The sequence below is a fragment of the Nonomuraea sp. NPDC049419 genome (genome assembly GCF_040676995.1).
GTDB lineage: Bacteria > Actinomycetota > Actinomycetes > Streptosporangiales > Streptosporangiaceae > Nonomuraea > Nonomuraea salmonea.
The window spans coordinates 1-16,871 of record NZ_JBFAQB010000030.1; the positions used below are offsets into that span (position 1 = coordinate 1).

A 16,871-nucleotide genomic window follows, 5' to 3' on the forward strand; every position below is an offset into this window, starting at 1 on the left:
CACGTCCTGACCTGGTCCAGATTCCGGCAAACGCACCAAACCCGTGCTCTGATCAGCCACTACCGCCGACGAGGCGACCCGTTACCACGCGATCTCCGGATGTAGTACTGGAGAGGTCTGCTTGAAGGTCGCGGACGTACCGCAGATAGCGTTCTGATTTGAGCGATCCAGCGAGGCCGATAGCTTCCAAGGCGACGGTGGCGGCCTGCGATGGGTCGCCCATGTGCACATACAGCCGTGACCGTGCGGGCCCTTGATACCGCCGGGCGGTGTGGTGGGCAGGTAGGTCCTGTCCATGTCGAGCTTGTCGAACAGGCGCCGTTCGAACTCCGCCGACACGGTGTGCTTGGTGTACCTCTCGATGATCAGGCCGAGGAGGAAGTAGTTGGTGTTGGAGTAGTTGAACTGGGCGCCGGGCTCTCCCGTACGCTTCAGGTCGCTGGTCTGTTTCACCATCTCCAGCGGCGTGTGGTAGGTCATGTCGAAGACGTCCGCGGCCGGCAGGTTGGGGATGCCGGAGGTGTGCTGCAGCAGCTGCTGGAGGGTGATCTGGTCGGCCAGCTTCACCAGGTCCTGTTCGACGACGATGGGCAGCAGGTCGCTCAGCTTGTCGTCCAGGGTGAGCTTCTTCTCCTTGACCAGCTGGAGGATCACAGCACCGGTCATGAGCTTGGTCTGGGAGCCGATCCGGTAGCGGGCGCTGGGCGGGATCTTGCCGCCCTTGTCGTCCAGCAGGCGGGTGCCGCCCGTACCCTGGGCGGCCCGCTTGCCGTCGATGTGGACGGCGCCGATCGCGCCCACGATCTTGGAGCTGGCGGCCAGCTCGGTGAGCGCTTTCTGTACGTCACCGAACTCGGGACGATCCGTGCCGGTGGCGGCGGTGGCGGGTGCTGTGGTGCCGAGCGTCAGCATCGCGCATGCCACACCGGCCAGGCCGGCCGCTTTCGCCCGCTTCACGATGAGCGTTCCCTTCTGTTGAGACGCACCGCCATGGAGTGGTCATATCGGTCTCGGCGCGTGGTGGCTTCTAGTCCTGGCGACGTTTCCCGGCCGTTTCCGCCGCCGCGGCCTGCAGATCTCGCGCAGCCCGCGGCGGCGTCTGAGAGCGTGTGTTCGGCGGATCACCTGCGAAGGCGGGCGCGGGTGCAGGATGGGGTCCGAAGCCCACGAAGGGGACTGTAAAACTGACTGGACACACCCGAGCGCCGCCGTGCTCATGAAGGCGAAGGGGCGTCAGAGAAGCAACTCGTGTCCGAGCGAGAGATCTTCGTCGTCGATGACGTTGCGCTTGATCCATGTGGAGAAGAGGACCCCGTCGGCCGTGCACGTGTTGTAGAACGCGTTGGTCGTCAGAGTGTGTTCGGTGGTGTGCTTCTTCGGGTTGTGGCCCCAGTCGGTGAGGAAGAAGTTGTAGTGAAGGCCGGACTGGTTGAGGCGTGCGATCGATGCCTTGGTGCTGGCTGCCCAGTCGTCGATGAACGCGTGGGTCTCGGTTGATGTGCGGTTCAGTGCGGCGCCGAAGCGGGTGAGGGTGTCGTCGTAGAGCGTGTTGGCGTGCAGGTACTTGATATCGCGCGCAGCCTCGTCGGAGCGGTGAAGGAGCGCGTCCTCGTAGAGGTCGGTGCCGACGTCGAAGCCCAGGGTTCTTGCGCTGTCGGCTTTCCAGGTCGTGTCCACGATCTCGCGCCAGCGCTCGGTGACGGTTCCGACGCCGTCCGAGAGGCAGTAGAGCTTCGAGTCTGTGTAGTGGTCGGCGATCTGCGGGGCGTAGAAGGCGGAGGCCCATGCGCCGGCGCTTTCGCCGGAGACGAGAACCTTGTCGGCTTCCGGGAAGTTGGCGTAGACCCAGTCGAGTACGGCCGTTACGTTGTTGCGCCCGTTGTGGTGGACCTTGATGATCGTGCCGTTGTGGGAGTAGGTGTTGATGGTGTCACCGACGTGCAAGTCCCCGGTGCTGTAGGGGACGAAGACGAAGTTCCAGTCACGGAAAGCGTTGGTGGTGTCGCGGCGGTTGGCCATTCCGGCGAGCGCGGCGGGGAACAGCCGGGTCAGCGAGTTGAAGTAGAACATCTGCAGATCTCGCGTGTAGCCGCGCACGAGGCCGAGGAGCGTGATCGGATGGGCGGCGGTTTCACCGTCCCAGCAGGCTCCGCCACCGGAGAAGTGGATCACGAGGTTGCTGGACGTGCCGCGCCGGACGAACATCGCGTACGCGGAGCCGTCGGCGCTCACGGTTGTCTTCCCCAGGTCGACGGTGTGCCATTTGGTGTCCGTGACCTCGTTGAGGCTGGCCACGTGGCTCGGGCGGCCGAAGTAGATGAAGTACACGTAGAGGAGCCCCAGAACGAGTACGGCACCGATCGTGGCCGCGGTCGCCGCCGGGTTCGTGTAGAGGCCGAGGGCGACCGCGGCGCAGATGACTGCGGCGACGGCCCACTTTGCTGCTTTCATGCGTTTACTGCCTGTCCGTGTCGTGGGGTGCGTGCTCGGTGATATTCGGCAGAAGGTCAGTCGAAGAGGGTGAGGTCGATGGACTGGGCGAGGGCGGCGTAGCCGGCGTCATTACCGTGGAGGTTGTCGCCCATGTGCAGGTCGTCGCAGATGCGGCTGGGGTCGGCGGGGTCGCGCCAGACGGCGTCGAAGTCGAGGACGGCCTCGAAGGCGCCGCTGGTGCGGATCCACGTGTTGATCTGCTCGCGGGCCTTGTCGCCTTCGGGGCTGTACATGTCGGAGCCGCCGTAGGGGGCGATGGTCGCGGCGTACACCTTCGCGCCGTGGGCGTGGGCGCGGGCTGCTGCCTGGAGGTAGGCGGCGATGATGTCGTCAACGCCGACGGGCTCGCCGGGGAACATGGCGAGGAAGGCGGCGTTCTCCTCGGTGCGCGGGGCGTAGGAGAAGACGAGGTCGCCGCCGACGGCGATCACGACATGGGCCAGGCCCGGGGTGGCCAGGATGTCACGGTCGAAGCGGGCGAGGGCGCCCGTGCCGATGCCGTGGGTGAGCAGGCGATTGCCGCCGATGCCCTGACTGACCACGCACCGGGTCGGGCTGTTGTGGGTGTGCAGGCGTGCGGCGAGCAGGTCGGTCCAGCGCCGGTCGGTGCCGGGTCTGGAGCCGATGCCGTCGACGCGGGAGTCGCCGAGCACGGCGATGGCCCGGGTGGGGGTCTCGGGCTGGACTTCCACGGCCGTGAGCAGGGCCTGCGCCGCAAGAGGCGTGGCGTCGCCGGGCAGTGCGGCGTGTTCGGTGGTGTTGCCGGGCGTGAGCCAGCCGAGGGTGTGGAAGGTGCCGTGGCAGGTGGCGGTGTCAACGCGGCCGGGCAGGTAGAGGCTGATGGCCAGCTGCGCCAGGTCGTCCACGGCCAGGTCGACGGGGTCGCTCAGGGCCGGGGCGCCGGCCGGCACGGTGATGGCCGGCTGGCCGCCGAAGGTCAGGGCCTGGCTGCTGCCGTCCTGGATCGCGCCCTCGCTGTCGGTGGAGAGAGCGACGCGGGCGGCGCCGACGGTCAGGGGCGCGGTGCCGTATTCGTTGCTGAGGCGGATGCGCAGGCGCCGGCCGCCGCCGCTGATGCGAACGAGCTGGCGCAGGGTGGCGTCGGCGAAGGGCTCCAGTGAGCTGACGGAGTTGTCCGGGGCCTGCGGCGAAGCACCCCAGGTACGCACCCACGCGGGGGCGTGAGGGGCGGCGGTATAGAGGGTGGTGTTCATGGTCGTTTCCCTTCGCTGGACGGTTGCATGGAGGTGTTCGAAGGCCGCCTGTGACAGGTGAGTTCGGCTGCCGGGGTTGATGTCTTGGGGTGCAGCAGTCGTCGTGTCCGAGTCGGGCGGGCCCGCGGGGAACGGTGCGCTGCCGCCGCCGGAATAGATCAGCCGATGTCCACGGCACAGGACTCGCGAGGACAGCCGAGTTAACTTCACTCGCACTCTTACTATACCGAGATTACTTTTAACATCAAGGTAGAAAGAGTCCGAGGGTATGATGGGGGGATGGTAAACGCAGAGCCCCTAGGGCGGCGTGAGCGCAAGAAGGCGGCGACGCGGGCGACGATCCTGGAAGCGGCGACGGCGCTGTTCCTGGAGCGGGGTTTCGATGCGGTGACGGTGCGTGAGATCGCGGATCAGGCCGACGTGACCCCCAAGACGGTCTTCACGCACTTCCCGCACAAGGAAGCGCTCGTCTTCGCGGACGAGAAGGAGCGGCACGACCGGTTGGTGGCCGCCGTCCGGGACCGCCGCCGGGGTGTTTCGGTCTCTGACGCGCTCAAAGCGCACTACTTGGCGGAGATCGCCGCGCTGAGGACGGAGCCGCAAAGCCGGATCCTCGCGCTGATGGAGGGCACGCCGGCGCTGATCGACTACGCGGAGAAGATGTGGCTGCGTCACGAGGATGCGCTGATCGCCACGCTCACCGAGGAGTTCGGTCTCGCCGAGCCGAGTGAGGAGATCCGCTTCTACGTGCGCTTCGCGCTGCAGATCCAGCTCATGGCGGTTCGCGAACCTGATCCGGAGGCGTTCGTCGAGGCCGGTTTCCGGTTCCTCGACCAGGGCTGGGCCCACTACGGCAAGGGCGGGCGCTAGTTCAGCCTGTACCGGCACTTCCGTGTGCCGCTGCACTGTCGGGTGCCCTGCGTGGTGCAGAGTGCTCGGTTGCGGCGCTGCCCTGTTCTCAGGGCGGCGCCGCAGCCTGTGCGCAGGGGATGCCGTGGGCTCTACCGGTTTGTGGCGCCGAACCAGCGTGCGGCCGCGTTCTCGAACCCCGCAGGGGCCGGGGCGTGTTCGGGGGCCCAGGCCACGACGCCGTCCGGGCGCACGAGCAGGGCGGTGAAGCCGAGGCTGTTGCGCACCGGGCCGGTGGCGTACCGGATGCGGCCCTGCCACTGCTGCGCCGTGGGGCGCAGTGCCTGATCGGCGGTGAAGTCCAGCACGACGCCGTGGCCTGTCTGCAGGAGCTCACCGAGCCGGGTGCCGTCCTCGAAGCAGAAGTCCGGGGCGCTGCTGCCGACCAGCGGGTGGCTTTCGCCCAGGTCGTAGTGGTGGAACAGGCCGGAGGTGCGGCGGTAGACGTGCGTGGTGCCGTCGGTGGTGCGCATCAGGTCGTGGACCAGCCGGCGCAGGGCAGGGGCGTTGGGTCCCGGGGCCATGGTCGCCACCTGGGCGCGGGACCAGTCCAGGATGGCGGCGCCGATGGGGTGGCGTTCGGTGGTGTAGGTGTCGAGGAGGCCCTCGGGCGCGGTGCCGTGCAGGGTGGCGGCGAGCTTCCAGCCGAGGTTCATGGCGTCGCCGATACCGAGGTTGAGGCCCTGGCCGCCCAGCGGTGAGTGGATGTGGGCGGCGTCGCCGGCGAGCAGGACGCGGCCGTTGCGGTAGGTCGTCACCTGCATGGCGCGGTCGGTGAAGCTGGAGGCGAGGTGCACTTCGTCCAGGGTTACGTCGGTGCCGGAGACGCGGCGCAGCACGCTCTGCAGGTGTTCGCGGGTCAGCGGCTTGGAGCGGTCGAAGGTGCCGCCGTCGAAGTCCATCATGCCCAGGTGCCCTTCGAGGGGCGTGCGCAGGAACATGCCGGTCTCGGTCAGGTTGAAGCCCATGGGCAGCCGGTCGGGGTCGGCGAAGGTGACCTTGGCGACGTAGCCGGTGAACAGGGGGTCGGTGCCGACGAAGTCGAACCCGGCCAGCCGGCGCACCGCGCTGCGGCCGCCGTCGCAGCCCACCAGGTACTGCGCCTGATACTGGTGCCCGCCCGCGGTGACGACGACGCTCTCGTCGTCCTGGCTCACCGCAGTGACCGGGGCATCCCGGACGATCTCCACACCGAGTACGGAAGCCTGCTCGGCCAGCACGGTAGTGACCGCGTCCAGGCTCGTCATGAAACCTTCCATCGCGGGGCTGGGCAGCCGGTAGGGCAGGACGGCGGTGTCGACATCGGCCGCGTCCAGCGTCATGCCCGCGAAGTGGCTCAGTTCCCGCGGATCGGGCGCCTCGACCGCTTCCGGTTCCGCGCCGACCTTGTACGGATCGGCGCCGGACGCCTTCATGACCGCTTGGAGCAGGCCGCGCCGGTAGAACGTCTCGGCGGATCCGGCGTTCAGGCCCCGCAGCCCCAGCGGAAGCTCCTTCAGCGGCGGGTGCGGGTCCTGGTCCCGCTCGAGGACGAGGACGGAACAGCCGACCAGGGCCAGCTCGTTGGCGGTGAACAGCCCGACCGGGCCGGCCCCCGCGACGATGACGTCATGCATGGGAGGTGTCCTTTCTCAAAGCCCTGGCTGGGACTGCCCGGCCAGGGCGTCAGCGCAGACGGGTGAGGCCGTCGAGGATGACGGCGATGCCCGTGAGGAACTGCTCGCGGTCGTCGTGATCCCTCATCTGGCCGACGATGGCGTGCATGAACGGATAGTTCTCGGGCGCGAGTTCCTGCCAGCCCGCTGAAGCCGCGCTCAAGTACTCCTCGCGGTCGGCATCGCCGTGGATGCCGGAGGTGTCCCCTTCGATGCGGACGTTCTGGCTGACCGCGCCGAGGATGTAGTCCCTGAGCGTGGAGGCCGCGTCGAACCAGCGCTCCTGTGGCACACCGAGTGCCTGCACCTGCCGGCCGATGCGCTCGAAGATGCCGACCGTGACCGGCCCGACAGGGTTGCGGACGATCTGCAGGGTCAGCCGCGTGGCCAGCCACGGGTGAGCGGTGATCGCATCGAACAGGGCCAGGGCGGCCACGCGGATCTCCTCGGCCGGTGTGGACGCCGCGGGAGCGGGCGCCGCGGCCAGCGCCGCCGTCACCACCGTCTCGGTCGCCGCGTCCAGCAGATCGTCCCGCTTGCCCACGTGGTACGCGATCGCCCCCGCCCCCGTCGACAGGCGCTCACTGAGGGCCCGCACGGTCAACGCACCCTCGCCGCCCCCGTCGAGCAACTCGATGGCGGCGGCGATGATCTGATCCCTGGAAAGCACCTGATTACGCCGCCCTGGGCGGCGGGTTGGCGTTGTCATGCCTCCATGGTGACACATTTAGCGCACTGTGCCAATTTGGTGCGACGTACCACAGTGGTGTAGCGTCCTATTTTGGCACGCCGCACCAAATGGAGTGCGCGGCTGCATCGATCCAGTTCCAGGGAGTCGTCATGAAAACTGTCACGATCGTCGGCGCCGGGCTCGGCGGCCTCACCCTGGCCCGCGTCCTGCATGTGCACGGCATACCGGCCGAGGTCTACGAAGCCGAAGCCTCGCCTGATGCGCGGGCGCAGGGCGGCATGCTCGACATCCACGACTACAACGGCCAGCTGGCCATCGAAGCCGCCGGCCTGCAGGACGCCTTCCGCGCCATCGTGCTGGAGGGTCGCCAGGCGATGCGGGTGCTGAGCCCGGACGGAGCCGTGCTGTTCGAGAAGGCCGACGACGGGCAGGGCGGCAGGCCCGAAGTCCAGCGCGCGGACCTGCGGCGGATGCTGCTCGACGCACTCCCCGCTGGCACGGTGAGCTGGGGCGCCAAGGTCACCGGTGCCCGCAGCCTCGGCGAGGGCCGCCACGAGGTCACCTTCGCCGACGGCCGCACGCTCGTCACCGACCTGCTCGTCGGCGCAGACGGCGCCTGGTCGAAGATCCGCCCGCTGCTGTCGGCGGCGACACCGGCGTACGCCGGCACGTCGTTCGTCGAGACCTACCTGTACGAGGCCGACACGCGGCACCCGGGCGCCGCGAAGGCGGTCGGCGGCGGCTCGATGTTCGTCCCTGCACCCGACCGTGAGATCACCGCGCACCGCGAACGCGGCGACACCCTGCACGCCTACATATCCCTCACCAGGCCGCTGGACTGGTTCGACCAGATCGACTTCACCGAGCCCGCCGCGGCCGCCGCCCACATCGCCGCCGAGTTTGACGGCTGGGCCCCAGAGATCACCGCACTGATCACCGACAGCGACACCCCGCCGGTCCTGCGCCCGCACTTCGCCCTGCCCGACGGGCACCGCTGGCAGCGCACGCCAGGGGTGACCCTGATCGGCGACGCCGCGCACCTGCAGGCCCCCAACGGCGAGGGGGCCAACTGGGCCATGTGCGACGGCGCCGAACTCGCCGGCGCCCTCGCCGCTCACCCCGACGACTTCGAAGCCGGCCTCGAAGCCTACGAACAGGCCCTGTTCACCCGCATGAGCCAGGCCGACGACGTGATGAACCAGCACCTCGAGGAGACCTTCGGCGATGACATCCCGGAAACCCTGCGGGAGCTGATGCCCGAACGCCAGCAGGACAACTGAGCAGGACCAGGCTGATGGGGCCGCATCTTCGGCACCGACGTGGCGCTGACCGGCGTCGGGCTCGCCTCCAGTCTCACCGAGCGGTGGCGACGGTGAGCCCGAGGCCGATCAGCGCGATGCCGCCCGCACCGCCGATCATCGACAGGCGCCGGTCACAGCCGGCGAACCAGGCGCGGGCCGCCGAGGCGCCGACGGCTACCAGAACCTCGACCGCCGGATTCCAGTGATCGTTTTGGAAAGGATCAGCACGCCCGCGAGAACCTGAACGCCGGAGGACGTGAGCTGCAGGCGAGAAGCCGCGCCGTGCTCTATGACCGCAGCGGTTCGGGGTAGCGGTAGACCCAGAGGCCTCGCGCGCCGTCGGCGATGGCGTTGGCGGCGCTCGGCTTCTGATGGCCGCCGCCCTTGGCTCCCTTGCTGATGCGCAGGCGCTCGAAGCCGTCGAATCGGTACATCTTGCCCACGCGACACACCTTCCCCCTTGTACGTCTTGCATTCTTGTATGACAATATTCCGCGTCTAACAAGTGAGCTTGACGAGAGGTGCGCTGCCGCATGCGAACACCCGACTGGCCCCTGACGGCGACCCGCTGGACGCAACTGACGCTGGCCGAGGACGACCCGGCGCACCTCGACGTCGACTTCTGGACCTCGGTCATGCGGGACAGCAGGTCGAACGCGGTCTGCGTCAGCGCGGGCGGCTACATCGCCTACTATCCGACCCGCATCCCGTACCACCACCGCAGCACCTTCATGGGCGACACCGACCCGTTCGGCGCGCTCGTGGAGGCGGCCAGGGGGCTCGGCATGCACGTCATGGCCAGGGTGGACCCCCACGCCGTGCACGCCGACGCGGCCACGGCCCATCCCGAGTGGCTGGCGTGCGACCAGGAGGGGGCGCCGATCGAGCACTGGTCACATCCCGGCATCTGGCTGACCTGCGCCTTCACCGGCTACCACCGCGAGTTCGTCACCGAGGTGGCCAGGGAGATCGTGCGCGAGTACGACGTGGACGCGATCTTCGCCAACCGGTGGGAGGGCTACTACGGCATCTCCTACAGCGAGGCCGCGCGGCGCTCGTTCCGCGACGACACGGGGTTCGAGCTGCCGAAGCGCGAGCACGACACGACCGACCCGGCGTGGACCGCGTACGTGGCCTGGCGACGGCGCCGGCTCAGCGAGCTGGTCTCGATCTGGGACGCGGCGGTCAAGGACCTGCGGCCGCACGCCCGCTTCATCCCCAACCTGGGCGCCTTCGCCGCCCGCGACCTGGAGCCCGAGCTGGTCAAGCGGGTCTACCCGCTGTTCGTGGTGGACAAGCAGGGACGCTCGGGCATCGAGGCGCCGTGGGCGGCCGGCCGGGTGGCCAAGCGCAGCAGAGGCCTGTTCCCCGACCGGCCGGTCGGGCTCATCACCTCGGTCGGGCCCGAGTACCACCAGCACCGGTGGAAGGACTCGGTGGCCCCGCCGGAGGAGGTCCGGACGTGGATCGTGGACGGGTTCGCGCAAGGCGCGTTCCCCTGGTTCACCAAGTTCAACGCCACCGTCTCCGACCCGCGCTGGGTGCCGGCCGTGGTGGACGCGTTCGGGCTGCACGCGAAGCTGGAGCCGGTGCTGGCGCCGATGCCGGTCACGGCCGAGGTGGCGCTGGTCGACCCGAGCAGGGCGGGGCGGATCAGGAGCGGGGCGGCGCACTCCTTCCCCGACGAGGACGGCTTCTACCAGGCCCTGGTCGAGGCGCGGATCCCGTTCGACCTGCTGGCCGACCAGGTGCTGTCGGCCGAGCGGCTGCGGCCGTACAAGGTGCTGGTGCTGGCCAACGCCGAGCAGCTCAGCGACGAGCAGTGCGCGGCCGTCCGCGACTACGTGGCCGCCGGCGGCGGCCTGGTCGCCGCGCACCAGTCCTCCCTGTACGACGAGCACGGCGAGCCCCGGGCCAACTTCGGCCTGGCCGACGTCTTCGGCGCGGACCTGGTCAGCCCGCTCAGAGGCCCGATCAAGAACAACTACATCGCCCTGACCGGCGAGCACCCGGTCAGCGGCGGCTTCGGCCCGGCCAGGCGGATCATCGGCGGCACCCGGCTGCTCGGCGTCGAGGCCAGGCCGGGCACGCAGGTGCCGTTCCGGTTCGTGCCGGACTTTCCCGATCTGCCGATGGAGGAGCTGTACGCCAGGAAGGACCCCGACGCCCCGGCTGTGATCACCAGAGAGGGGCCTGGCCGGGTGGTCTACATCCCGTTCGATCTCGGGGCGATCTTCTGGGAGACGCTCCAGGCCGATCACGGCCGGCTGATCGCCAACGCGGTGCGCTGGGCGCTCGGCGGCGAGCCCGAGGCCACCGTACGCGGGCCTGGGCTGGTCGACCTGGCCGTGCGCCGCGACGAGCACAGTCTCGCGGTCACCGTGGTCAACCTGACCAACCCCATGGCGATGCGCGGCGCCATCAGGGAGACCATCCCGCTGCCGCCGCAGACGGTCTCCGTCGCGCTGCCGCCGGACGCGGCGGGGGCCACGGCCCGGCTGCTGGTGGACGGGAGCGAGGTCCCCGTCGCCGTCCGCGACGGCCGGGCCGAGGTGGAGCTGACCGGTGCCGGGCTCATCGAGGTCGTGCACCTGACCTGGGAGCCGAGGTGAGCCGGGTCTGGTGGCGCGAGCCGTTCCGGATGTTCCAGACCAACCTCCGCGAGGTGGACGCCGGGCTGGACGTCGAGCGGGTGCTGGACCGGCTGGAGGAGTTCGGCGCGAACGCCTGGCTGATCAGCGTCGGCGGCATCCTGTCGAACTATCCGACCGGCCTGGACTTCCAGACGCGCAACCCGCACCTGGCCGAGCGCCCGTCCGGCGACCTGATCGGCGACGCGGTGGCGGCGGCCCGGCGCAGGGGCGTGCGCGTGCTGGCCAGGATGGACTTCTCCAAGATCGACCACCGGCGGGCCGAGCGGCATCCCGAGTGGTGCTTCGTCTCGCCCGCCGGCGAGCGGCAGGTCTACAACGGCCTCACCAGCGTGTGCCCGAGCGGCGACTACTACCAGGTCAAGCTGTTCGAGGTGATCGGGGAGGTGCTCGACCGCTACGAGATCGACGGCTTCTTCCTCAACTGGATGTCGTTCAACGAAGTGGACTACAGCCGCAGATACTGGGGTGTCTGCCACTGCCTGGCCTGCGCTCGCCGCTACGACGGTGAGCTGCCGGAACGGGCGGACGCCCGGTGGCGCGCGTTCGCGCGTGCGACGCTGGACGACCTGCACGCCAGGATCCGGGCCGAGATCGCCGGGCGCAGGCCCGAGGCGGCGCTCATCCTGGGCGAGCACGCCGACATCGTCTTCCACGAGGCGAACAACGCCGTCGGCCGGCCACTCTGGCACCACAGGACCAGCGAGCACGTCAGCGCCGCCAAGGCGTATCGGCCCGAGGTGCCGGTGCTGGTCAACTCGGTGGGGTTCGTGGACATGCCGTACCGGATGGCGGGGGAGGAGCCTCACCATTTCGCCCAGTATCTGCTGCAGGCGATCTCGCGGGGGGCGATCCCGTCCACGTACATCATGGGGACGCCGGACGACAGCCCGTACGAGTGCCTGGAGATCGCCGGCGAGCTGACCCGGTTCCACCGCGACCACGCCGAGGTCTACCGGGACCTGGTCTCCGAGGCGCGCACGCTGCTGGTCCGCCCCGAAGGGGAGCGGGCCGAGTTCCAGGGGCTCTACCTGGCGCTGCTGGAGCGGCACGTGCCCTTCGACGTGCTGCCCGAGGAGAAGCTGGCGGCGAGCGACCTGTCCAGGTACGAGCTGGTCGTGCTGCCCGACGCCGGCGCGCTGAGCCGTCCCGGCGTGCTGGACGCGTACGCCGAGGCGGGCGGCACCGTGCTGGCGACCGGGTCGAGCGACGCCGGGCTCGCCTGCCTGCCCGTCGCCCGCCGGCTGGCCGCGTACACGACGGAGGAGTCCGTCCGCTCGCTGCACCTGCGCGGTGACCGCGGGATGGTGCCGGTGATCGGTGCCTTCCACGTGGTCGAGCCCGCGCCGGGAGCGGAGACGGGCCTGCCCGCGCTCTCCAGGGCCAGGTACGGCCCGCCGGAGAAGTGTCACGGCCATCTGGAGACCGGCCATCCCGGCTGGCTGAGCGCCCCCTACGGCCGGGGGAGGGGCGTGCTGATGCCGTGGACGGTCGGGCGCGGTTACCGGGAGACCGGGCTGAGCGCCCATCGCGACCTGTTCGCCGACCGCCTGCCCGCCGGCCTCGCCGTCGGGACGGGGCTGCCCGAGCAGGCGGAGATCGTGCCCGCCCGCGCCGGGGACCTCCGGGTGATCCATCTGCTGAACCGCTCAGGCGACGCCGACCAGCGCTTCCGCCGCCCGCTGCCGATCGCGGAATCGTGGCTCGACCTGCCCTGGCCGGGCGAGTGGGAGGCGCACGCGCTGCGCGCGGACCGCCCTCTGGAGGTGGACGGCGGCCGGGTGCGGCTGCCGGAGATCGGCCTCTTCGAAGTCGTGAAATTGTCAAACAAGTATTCATGACCTATTGACGGTCTCGTTAGACAAATGAACACTGGACCATCACCGGGGTAGCCGGTCCCCTGTGAGAACGACGGGAGAACAACGTGATGAGCGGACTAGATCGGCGGGGGTTTCTGAAGCTGGCGGCGGCCGGGGCACTGGGGGCCGGCCTGACGGCGTGCGGCGCCGGCGACTCGGGCGGCGGTGACGGCACCACGCTGCGGTACGCGTGGTGGGGCAACAACGTCCGGCAGCAGAACTACACGAAGGCACTCAAGGAGTTCATGGCCAAGAACCCGGGCATCCAGGTCGAACCGGAGTTCGCCGACTACACCGCCTTCCAGGAGCGCATGACCACTCAGATGGCCGCCCGCGACGTGGCCGACATCTTCTGGATCGCCTCGGCGCAGGTCATGACGTACCACAAGAGCAACATCTACCGGCGCCTCGACGAGGTGCCCAGCGTCGACCTGGCCGACTACTCCAAGGAGGAGCTGGAGTCGTTCAAGCTGGGCGGGCAGCTCAACACCATGCCGTTCGGCATCTTCGTCCCCGTCTTCCGCTACAACGAGACGTTCGCCGAGGAGGACGGCGTCAAGCTGCCGCCGGCCGACGCCGACTGGGACGCCTGGTCGGAGTTCCTCATCGACTACTCCAAGGACAACCCGAAGCAGCGCAAGGGCATGCCGTACGAGGCCGACGCCGACATGGTGTTCGAGGCCTGGCTGCGCCAGCGCGGCGAACTGCTCTGGAGCGAGGACGGCAGGCCCGGCTTCACCGCCGACAGCGTCCGGGCCTGGTTCGACTGGTGGGACAAGATGCAGAAGGCCGGCGCGGTGCTGACGCTGAGCGAGCAGGAGGGCATGGGCCCCGACTGGGCCCTGGTCGGCAAGAAGGTGCTGGCCAAGGTCGGCAACTCCAACCACATCATCGACGACGCCAAGATGTTCCCCGACTACTCCTTCAAGCTGCGCAGCGTTCCCGTGGCCAAGGACGCGCAGGCCGGGCACCCGTTCCTGTACTACCCCCGGATGGCCATCTACCAGGGCATCGACGACGACAAGCTGGAGGCCGCGGGCAAGCTCATCAGCTACAACACCAACGACCCCGCGATGATCAAGACCGTCGGCCTCACCATGGGCGCGCCGGTCAACCCCAAGGTCTTCGAGCAGACGCTGGCCGCTGCGCAGGGCGACGACAAGGAGTCGCTCGACGCCGTACAGGTCAGCCGCAAGGCCGAGCGCCGCCCCCGCTTCGAGGCGCCCCCCGGCACCAGCACCTGGCGCACCGCCATGGCCAGGCCCGCCGAGGAAATCTCACTCGGCCGCCTGAGCACCGCCGACGGCGCCAAACGACTGCTCGACGAGATCTCGGCCGGCATCGCCCGCGCCAAGTAGGAACACCCATGTCGAAGCTCCATCGTCAGGGCGGCGCCGCACACGTCTTCCTGATCCCCTGGTGGCTGGGCCTCGTCCTGGTCACGGCCGTACCTCTGATCGCCTCCCTCTACCTGGCCTTCACCGACTACAACATCCTCAGCTCGCCGAAGTTCAACGGCCTGGAGAACTTCGAGCGCATGTTCCAGGACGACTACTTCTGGGCCGCCGTCCGCGTGACCGCGGTCTACGTCGTCGTCTCCATCCCGCTGCAACTCGGCTTCGCGCTGCTGCTCGCCCTGATCCTCGACCGCGGCCTGCGCGGCCTGGCCTTCTACCGCAGCGCCTTCTACCTGCCCTCGCTGCTCGGCACCAGCGTCGCCGTGGCCATCCTGTGGCGGCAGATCTTCGGCGACAACGGCCTGGTCGACCGGGCGCTGTCAGTCTTCGGCCTCGAACTCGGGAGCTGGCTGCAGAACCCCAGCCTGTCGCTGTCCACCCTGATCGTGCTGAACGTCTGGACCTTCGGCTCACCCATGGTGATCTTCCTGGCCGGACTGCGCCAGATTCCCGAGGAGCTGTACGAGGCCGTCAAGGTGGACGGCGCCGGAATCGTGCGCCAGTTCACCGCGGTCACGATCCCCTTGCTCACCCCGATCATCTTCTTCAACCTGATCCTGCAGACGATCGGCGCGTTCCAGACCTTCACCCAGGCCCACGTCGTCAGCGGCGGCACCGGAGGCCCCGCCAACTCGACGCTGTTCTACACGCTCTACATCTACCAGCAGGGATTCACGAACTTCGACATGGGCTACGCCTCCGCGCTGGCCTGGGTGCTGATGGCGGCCATCGGCCTGGTGACCGCCGTGCACTTCGTCCTGTCGAGGTACTGGGTCTTCTACGGAGACGACTGATGACGACCGCGACGACCTCGCTCGACTCCTCGCGCGCCCGCACCACGGCGGTCCTGCGCCGGCGCGGGCGCCGGGACCTGCTCAAGCACCTCGGCCTGGGCGTCTTCGTGCTGCTGATGCTCTATCCGCTGATCTGGATGATCGTCAGCTCGCTCAAGCCCGACCACCTCATCCTGACCGAGCCGGGGCTCATCCCCAGCGAGGTCACCTTCGACAACTTCGTCGAGGGCTGGAACGCGCTCAACCGGCCGTTCACCGTCTTCTTCCTCAACTCGCTGCTGGTCACCGTCGGCTCGATCATCGGCAACCTGTTCTCCTGCTCCCTGACCGCGTACGCGCTGGCCCGGCTGGAGTTCAGGATGCGTGGGGTCTATCTGGCCATCACGCTGCTGTCGGTGATGCTGCCGATGCACGTGCTGGTGATCCCGCAGTACATCTTCTTCTCGCAGCTCGACCTGGTGAACACCTACTATCCGCTGCTCATCCCGAAGTTCCTGGCCACCGACGCGTTCTTCATCTACCTGATGGTCCAGTTCATCAGGACGATCCCGCGTGACCTGGACCGCGCGGCCTGGATCGACGGCTCGGGCCCGTTCCGCACCTTCTGGTACGTGGTCCTCCCGCTGATGCGGCCCGCCCTGGTCACCACCACGATCTTCACCTTCATCTGGACCTGGAACGACTTCTTCGTCCCGCTGATCTATCTCACCTCGCCGAAGATGTTCACGGTGCCGGTGGCGCTGAACTCCATGGTCGACTCCGAGACGCAGGGCGGTGTGGGCATGTTGTTCGCGATGTCGCTGGTGTCGCTGCTGCCGGTGCTCATCTTCTTCGCCATCGCCCAGAAACAGCTCATCCGCGGCATCGCCACCACGGGGCTCAAATGAGAATCATCATCACCGGCGACCACGACGAGCTCGCCCGCCGCCGCATCCGCAGGGCGGCCGGTGCCGCGCACGTCGAGTTCGCCGCCGACCCGGGCGACGGCATCGAGCTGGCCGACGCCGTCGTCGGGAAGGTGCCCGAGCCGCTGCTGGCCAAGGCGGGCCGGCTGCGCTGGGTGCACAGCCCGGCGGCGGGCGTGGACGGCGTCCTGTCCGAGGGGCTGCTGGCGAGCGACGTCACGCTCACCTCCGCCACCGGCAACGGCGCGATCCCGCTGGCCGAGCACGCGATGCTGCTGCTCCTCATGCTCGACAGGGACGTGCCGCGCTGGCTGCGCGCCCAGTCCGAGCGCCGCTGGGAGCGCTACACGCACGGCGAGCTGGCCGGCAAGACCATCGGCCTGTACGGGCTGGGCCACGCGGGGCTCGACCTGGCCGCCAAGGCGAAGGCGTTCCACATGCGGGTGCTGGGCGTGCGCAGGAAGGACGCCCCCGCGCCCGGCGTGGACGAGCTGCTCGGCCAGGACGAGTTCCCGCGCTTGCTGGCCGAGTCGGACTACGTGGTGGTCACCGCGCCGCTCACCCCCGTCACCGCGGGACGGTTCGGCCGGGCGGAGTTCGCCGCGATGAAGCCCACGGCCTGCTTCGTCTGCGTCTCACGCGGCGGCATCGCCGACGACGACGCCCTGCTGGACGCGCTGCGCCGGGGTGAGATCGCCGGCGCGGGCCTGGACGCCCACGGCGTGGAGCCGCTGCCGCCGGCCAGCCCGTTCTGGTCGCTGCCGAACGTCATCGTCACCCCGCACAACGGCGCCACCACCCGCGAGACCGCGGGCCGCGGCCTGGACATCCTGCTGGACAACCTGGGCCGTTTCGTCAGGGGCGAGCCGCTGCGCAACGTCGTCGACAAGGCCGCCGGCTACTGAGGTTCTGAGTATACTTGTCTGACGATTTTGCCTTTTC

At 69.0% G+C, this 16,871-nt stretch carries 14 protein-coding genes; 8 read left to right on the plus strand and 6 right to left on the minus strand.

Annotated elements, in window-relative coordinates; translation table 11 throughout:
- Positions 1–81: 81 nt before the first annotated feature.
- The 3 genes from AB0K12_RS44955 to AB0K12_RS44965 form a co-directional block, all read right to left on the minus strand.
- The gene (locus tag AB0K12_RS44955; protein ID WP_364574867.1) at positions 82–957 is read right to left on the minus strand and encodes a serine hydrolase domain-containing protein; all 876 of its coding nucleotides are present in this window, start codon (positions 955–957) and stop codon (positions 82–84) included.
- Between the two features lie 276 nt (positions 958–1,233).
- On the minus strand, positions 1,234–2,451 hold the full coding sequence (locus AB0K12_RS44960; protein WP_364574869.1) for a pectin acetylesterase-family hydrolase: 1,218 nt from the start codon (positions 2,449–2,451) through the stop codon (positions 1,234–1,236).
- A 56-nt stretch (positions 2,452–2,507) separates the two neighbouring features.
- Complete coding sequence (locus AB0K12_RS44965) at positions 2,508–3,707, minus strand: GDSL-type esterase/lipase family protein (protein WP_364574871.1); 1,200 nt, start codon at positions 3,705–3,707, stop codon at positions 2,508–2,510.
- Positions 3,708–3,986: 279 nt separating this feature from the next.
- On the opposite strand from AB0K12_RS44965, the gene AB0K12_RS44970 reads away from it, so the two are divergent.
- Positions 3,987–4,577, plus strand: a complete 591-nt coding sequence (locus AB0K12_RS44970; RefSeq protein WP_364574873.1) for a helix-turn-helix domain-containing protein — start codon at positions 3,987–3,989, stop codon at positions 4,575–4,577.
- Positions 4,578–4,708: 131 nt separating this feature from the next.
- Here the strand turns inward: AB0K12_RS44970 and AB0K12_RS44975 are convergent, their stop codons facing one another.
- Both AB0K12_RS44975 and AB0K12_RS44980 read right to left on the minus strand, forming a co-directional pair.
- Positions 4,709–6,232 carry an FAD-dependent monooxygenase gene (locus tag AB0K12_RS44975; RefSeq protein ID WP_364574875.1) on the minus strand — a complete coding sequence of 508 codons (1,524 nt, stop codon included), beginning with the start codon at positions 6,230–6,232 and terminating at the stop codon, positions 4,709–4,711.
- 49 nt (positions 6,233–6,281) lie between these two features.
- Positions 6,282–6,980, minus strand: a complete 699-nt coding sequence (locus AB0K12_RS44980) for a helix-turn-helix domain-containing protein (RefSeq protein WP_364574877.1) — start codon at positions 6,978–6,980, stop codon at positions 6,282–6,284.
- A 131-nt stretch (positions 6,981–7,111) separates the two neighbouring features.
- Between AB0K12_RS44980 and AB0K12_RS44985 the strand changes: the two genes are divergently transcribed.
- Positions 7,112–8,242 (plus strand): NAD(P)/FAD-dependent oxidoreductase, encoded by a 1,131-nt coding sequence (locus tag AB0K12_RS44985; protein WP_364574879.1) that lies wholly within the window; start codon positions 7,112–7,114, stop codon positions 8,240–8,242.
- Between the two features lie 308 nt (positions 8,243–8,550).
- Here the strand turns inward: AB0K12_RS44985 and AB0K12_RS44990 are convergent, their stop codons facing one another.
- On the minus strand, positions 8,551–8,706 hold the full coding sequence (locus AB0K12_RS44990) for a hypothetical protein (RefSeq protein WP_364574881.1): 156 nt from the start codon (positions 8,704–8,706) through the stop codon (positions 8,551–8,553).
- A 90-nt stretch (positions 8,707–8,796) separates the two neighbouring features.
- On the opposite strand from AB0K12_RS44990, the gene AB0K12_RS44995 reads away from it, so the two are divergent.
- From AB0K12_RS44995 to AB0K12_RS45020, 6 genes are all read left to right on the plus strand, one after another.
- Complete coding sequence (locus AB0K12_RS44995; RefSeq protein ID WP_364574883.1) at positions 8,797–10,875, plus strand: alpha-amylase family protein; 2,079 nt, start codon at positions 8,797–8,799, stop codon at positions 10,873–10,875.
- On the plus strand, positions 10,872–12,755 hold the full coding sequence (locus AB0K12_RS45000) for an alpha-amylase family protein (RefSeq protein WP_364574885.1): 1,884 nt from the start codon (positions 10,872–10,874) through the stop codon (positions 12,753–12,755). The genes AB0K12_RS44995 and AB0K12_RS45000 overlap by 4 nt, the downstream gene beginning before the upstream one ends.
- 86 nt (positions 12,756–12,841) lie before the next feature.
- Positions 12,842–14,131 (plus strand): ABC transporter substrate-binding protein, encoded by a 1,290-nt coding sequence (locus AB0K12_RS45005; RefSeq protein WP_364574887.1) that lies wholly within the window; start codon positions 12,842–12,844, stop codon positions 14,129–14,131.
- Between the two features lie 8 nt (positions 14,132–14,139).
- A complete protein-coding gene (locus AB0K12_RS45010; protein ID WP_364574889.1) occupies positions 14,140–15,024 on the plus strand; it encodes a sugar ABC transporter permease in 885 nt (294 codons plus the stop codon).
- On the plus strand, positions 15,024–15,911 hold the full coding sequence (locus tag AB0K12_RS45015) for a carbohydrate ABC transporter permease (RefSeq protein WP_364574891.1): 888 nt from the start codon (positions 15,024–15,026) through the stop codon (positions 15,909–15,911). The genes AB0K12_RS45010 and AB0K12_RS45015 overlap by 1 nt, the downstream gene beginning before the upstream one ends.
- Positions 15,908–16,834, plus strand: a complete 927-nt coding sequence (locus tag AB0K12_RS45020) for a D-2-hydroxyacid dehydrogenase (RefSeq protein ID WP_364574893.1) — start codon at positions 15,908–15,910, stop codon at positions 16,832–16,834. Before AB0K12_RS45015 ends, AB0K12_RS45020 begins: the two co-directional genes overlap by 4 nt.
- Positions 16,835–16,871 lie beyond the last annotated feature (37 nt).

Excerpts from the sequence above, each read along its gene's own strand:
- AB0K12_RS44960 (WP_364574869.1), bottom strand. The coding sequence starts at position 2,451 with ATGAAAGCAGCAAAGTGGGCCGTCGCCGCAGTCATCTGCGCCGCGGTC.
- AB0K12_RS44965 (WP_364574871.1), bottom strand. The coding sequence starts at position 3,707 with ATGAACACCACCCTCTATACCGCCGCCCCTCACGCCCCCGCGTGGGTG.
- AB0K12_RS44970 (WP_364574873.1), top strand. The coding sequence starts at position 3,987 with ATGGTAAACGCAGAGCCCCTAGGGCGGCGTGAGCGCAAGAAGGCGGCG.
- AB0K12_RS44975 (WP_364574875.1), bottom strand. The coding sequence starts at position 6,232 with ATGCATGACGTCATCGTCGCGGGGGCCGGCCCGGTCGGGCTGTTCACC.
- AB0K12_RS44980 (WP_364574877.1), bottom strand. The coding sequence starts at position 6,980 with ATGACAACGCCAACCCGCCGCCCAGGGCGGCGTAATCAGGTGCTTTCC.
- AB0K12_RS44985 (WP_364574879.1), top strand. The coding sequence starts at position 7,112 with ATGAAAACTGTCACGATCGTCGGCGCCGGGCTCGGCGGCCTCACCCTG.
- AB0K12_RS44995 (WP_364574883.1), top strand. The coding sequence starts at position 8,797 with ATGCGAACACCCGACTGGCCCCTGACGGCGACCCGCTGGACGCAACTG.
- AB0K12_RS45005 (WP_364574887.1), top strand. The coding sequence starts at position 12,842 with ATGAGCGGACTAGATCGGCGGGGGTTTCTGAAGCTGGCGGCGGCCGGG.
- AB0K12_RS45010 (WP_364574889.1), top strand. The coding sequence starts at position 14,140 with ATGTCGAAGCTCCATCGTCAGGGCGGCGCCGCACACGTCTTCCTGATC.
- AB0K12_RS45015 (WP_364574891.1), top strand. The coding sequence starts at position 15,024 with ATGACGACCGCGACGACCTCGCTCGACTCCTCGCGCGCCCGCACCACG.
- AB0K12_RS45020 (WP_364574893.1), top strand. The coding sequence starts at position 15,908 with ATGAGAATCATCATCACCGGCGACCACGACGAGCTCGCCCGCCGCCGC.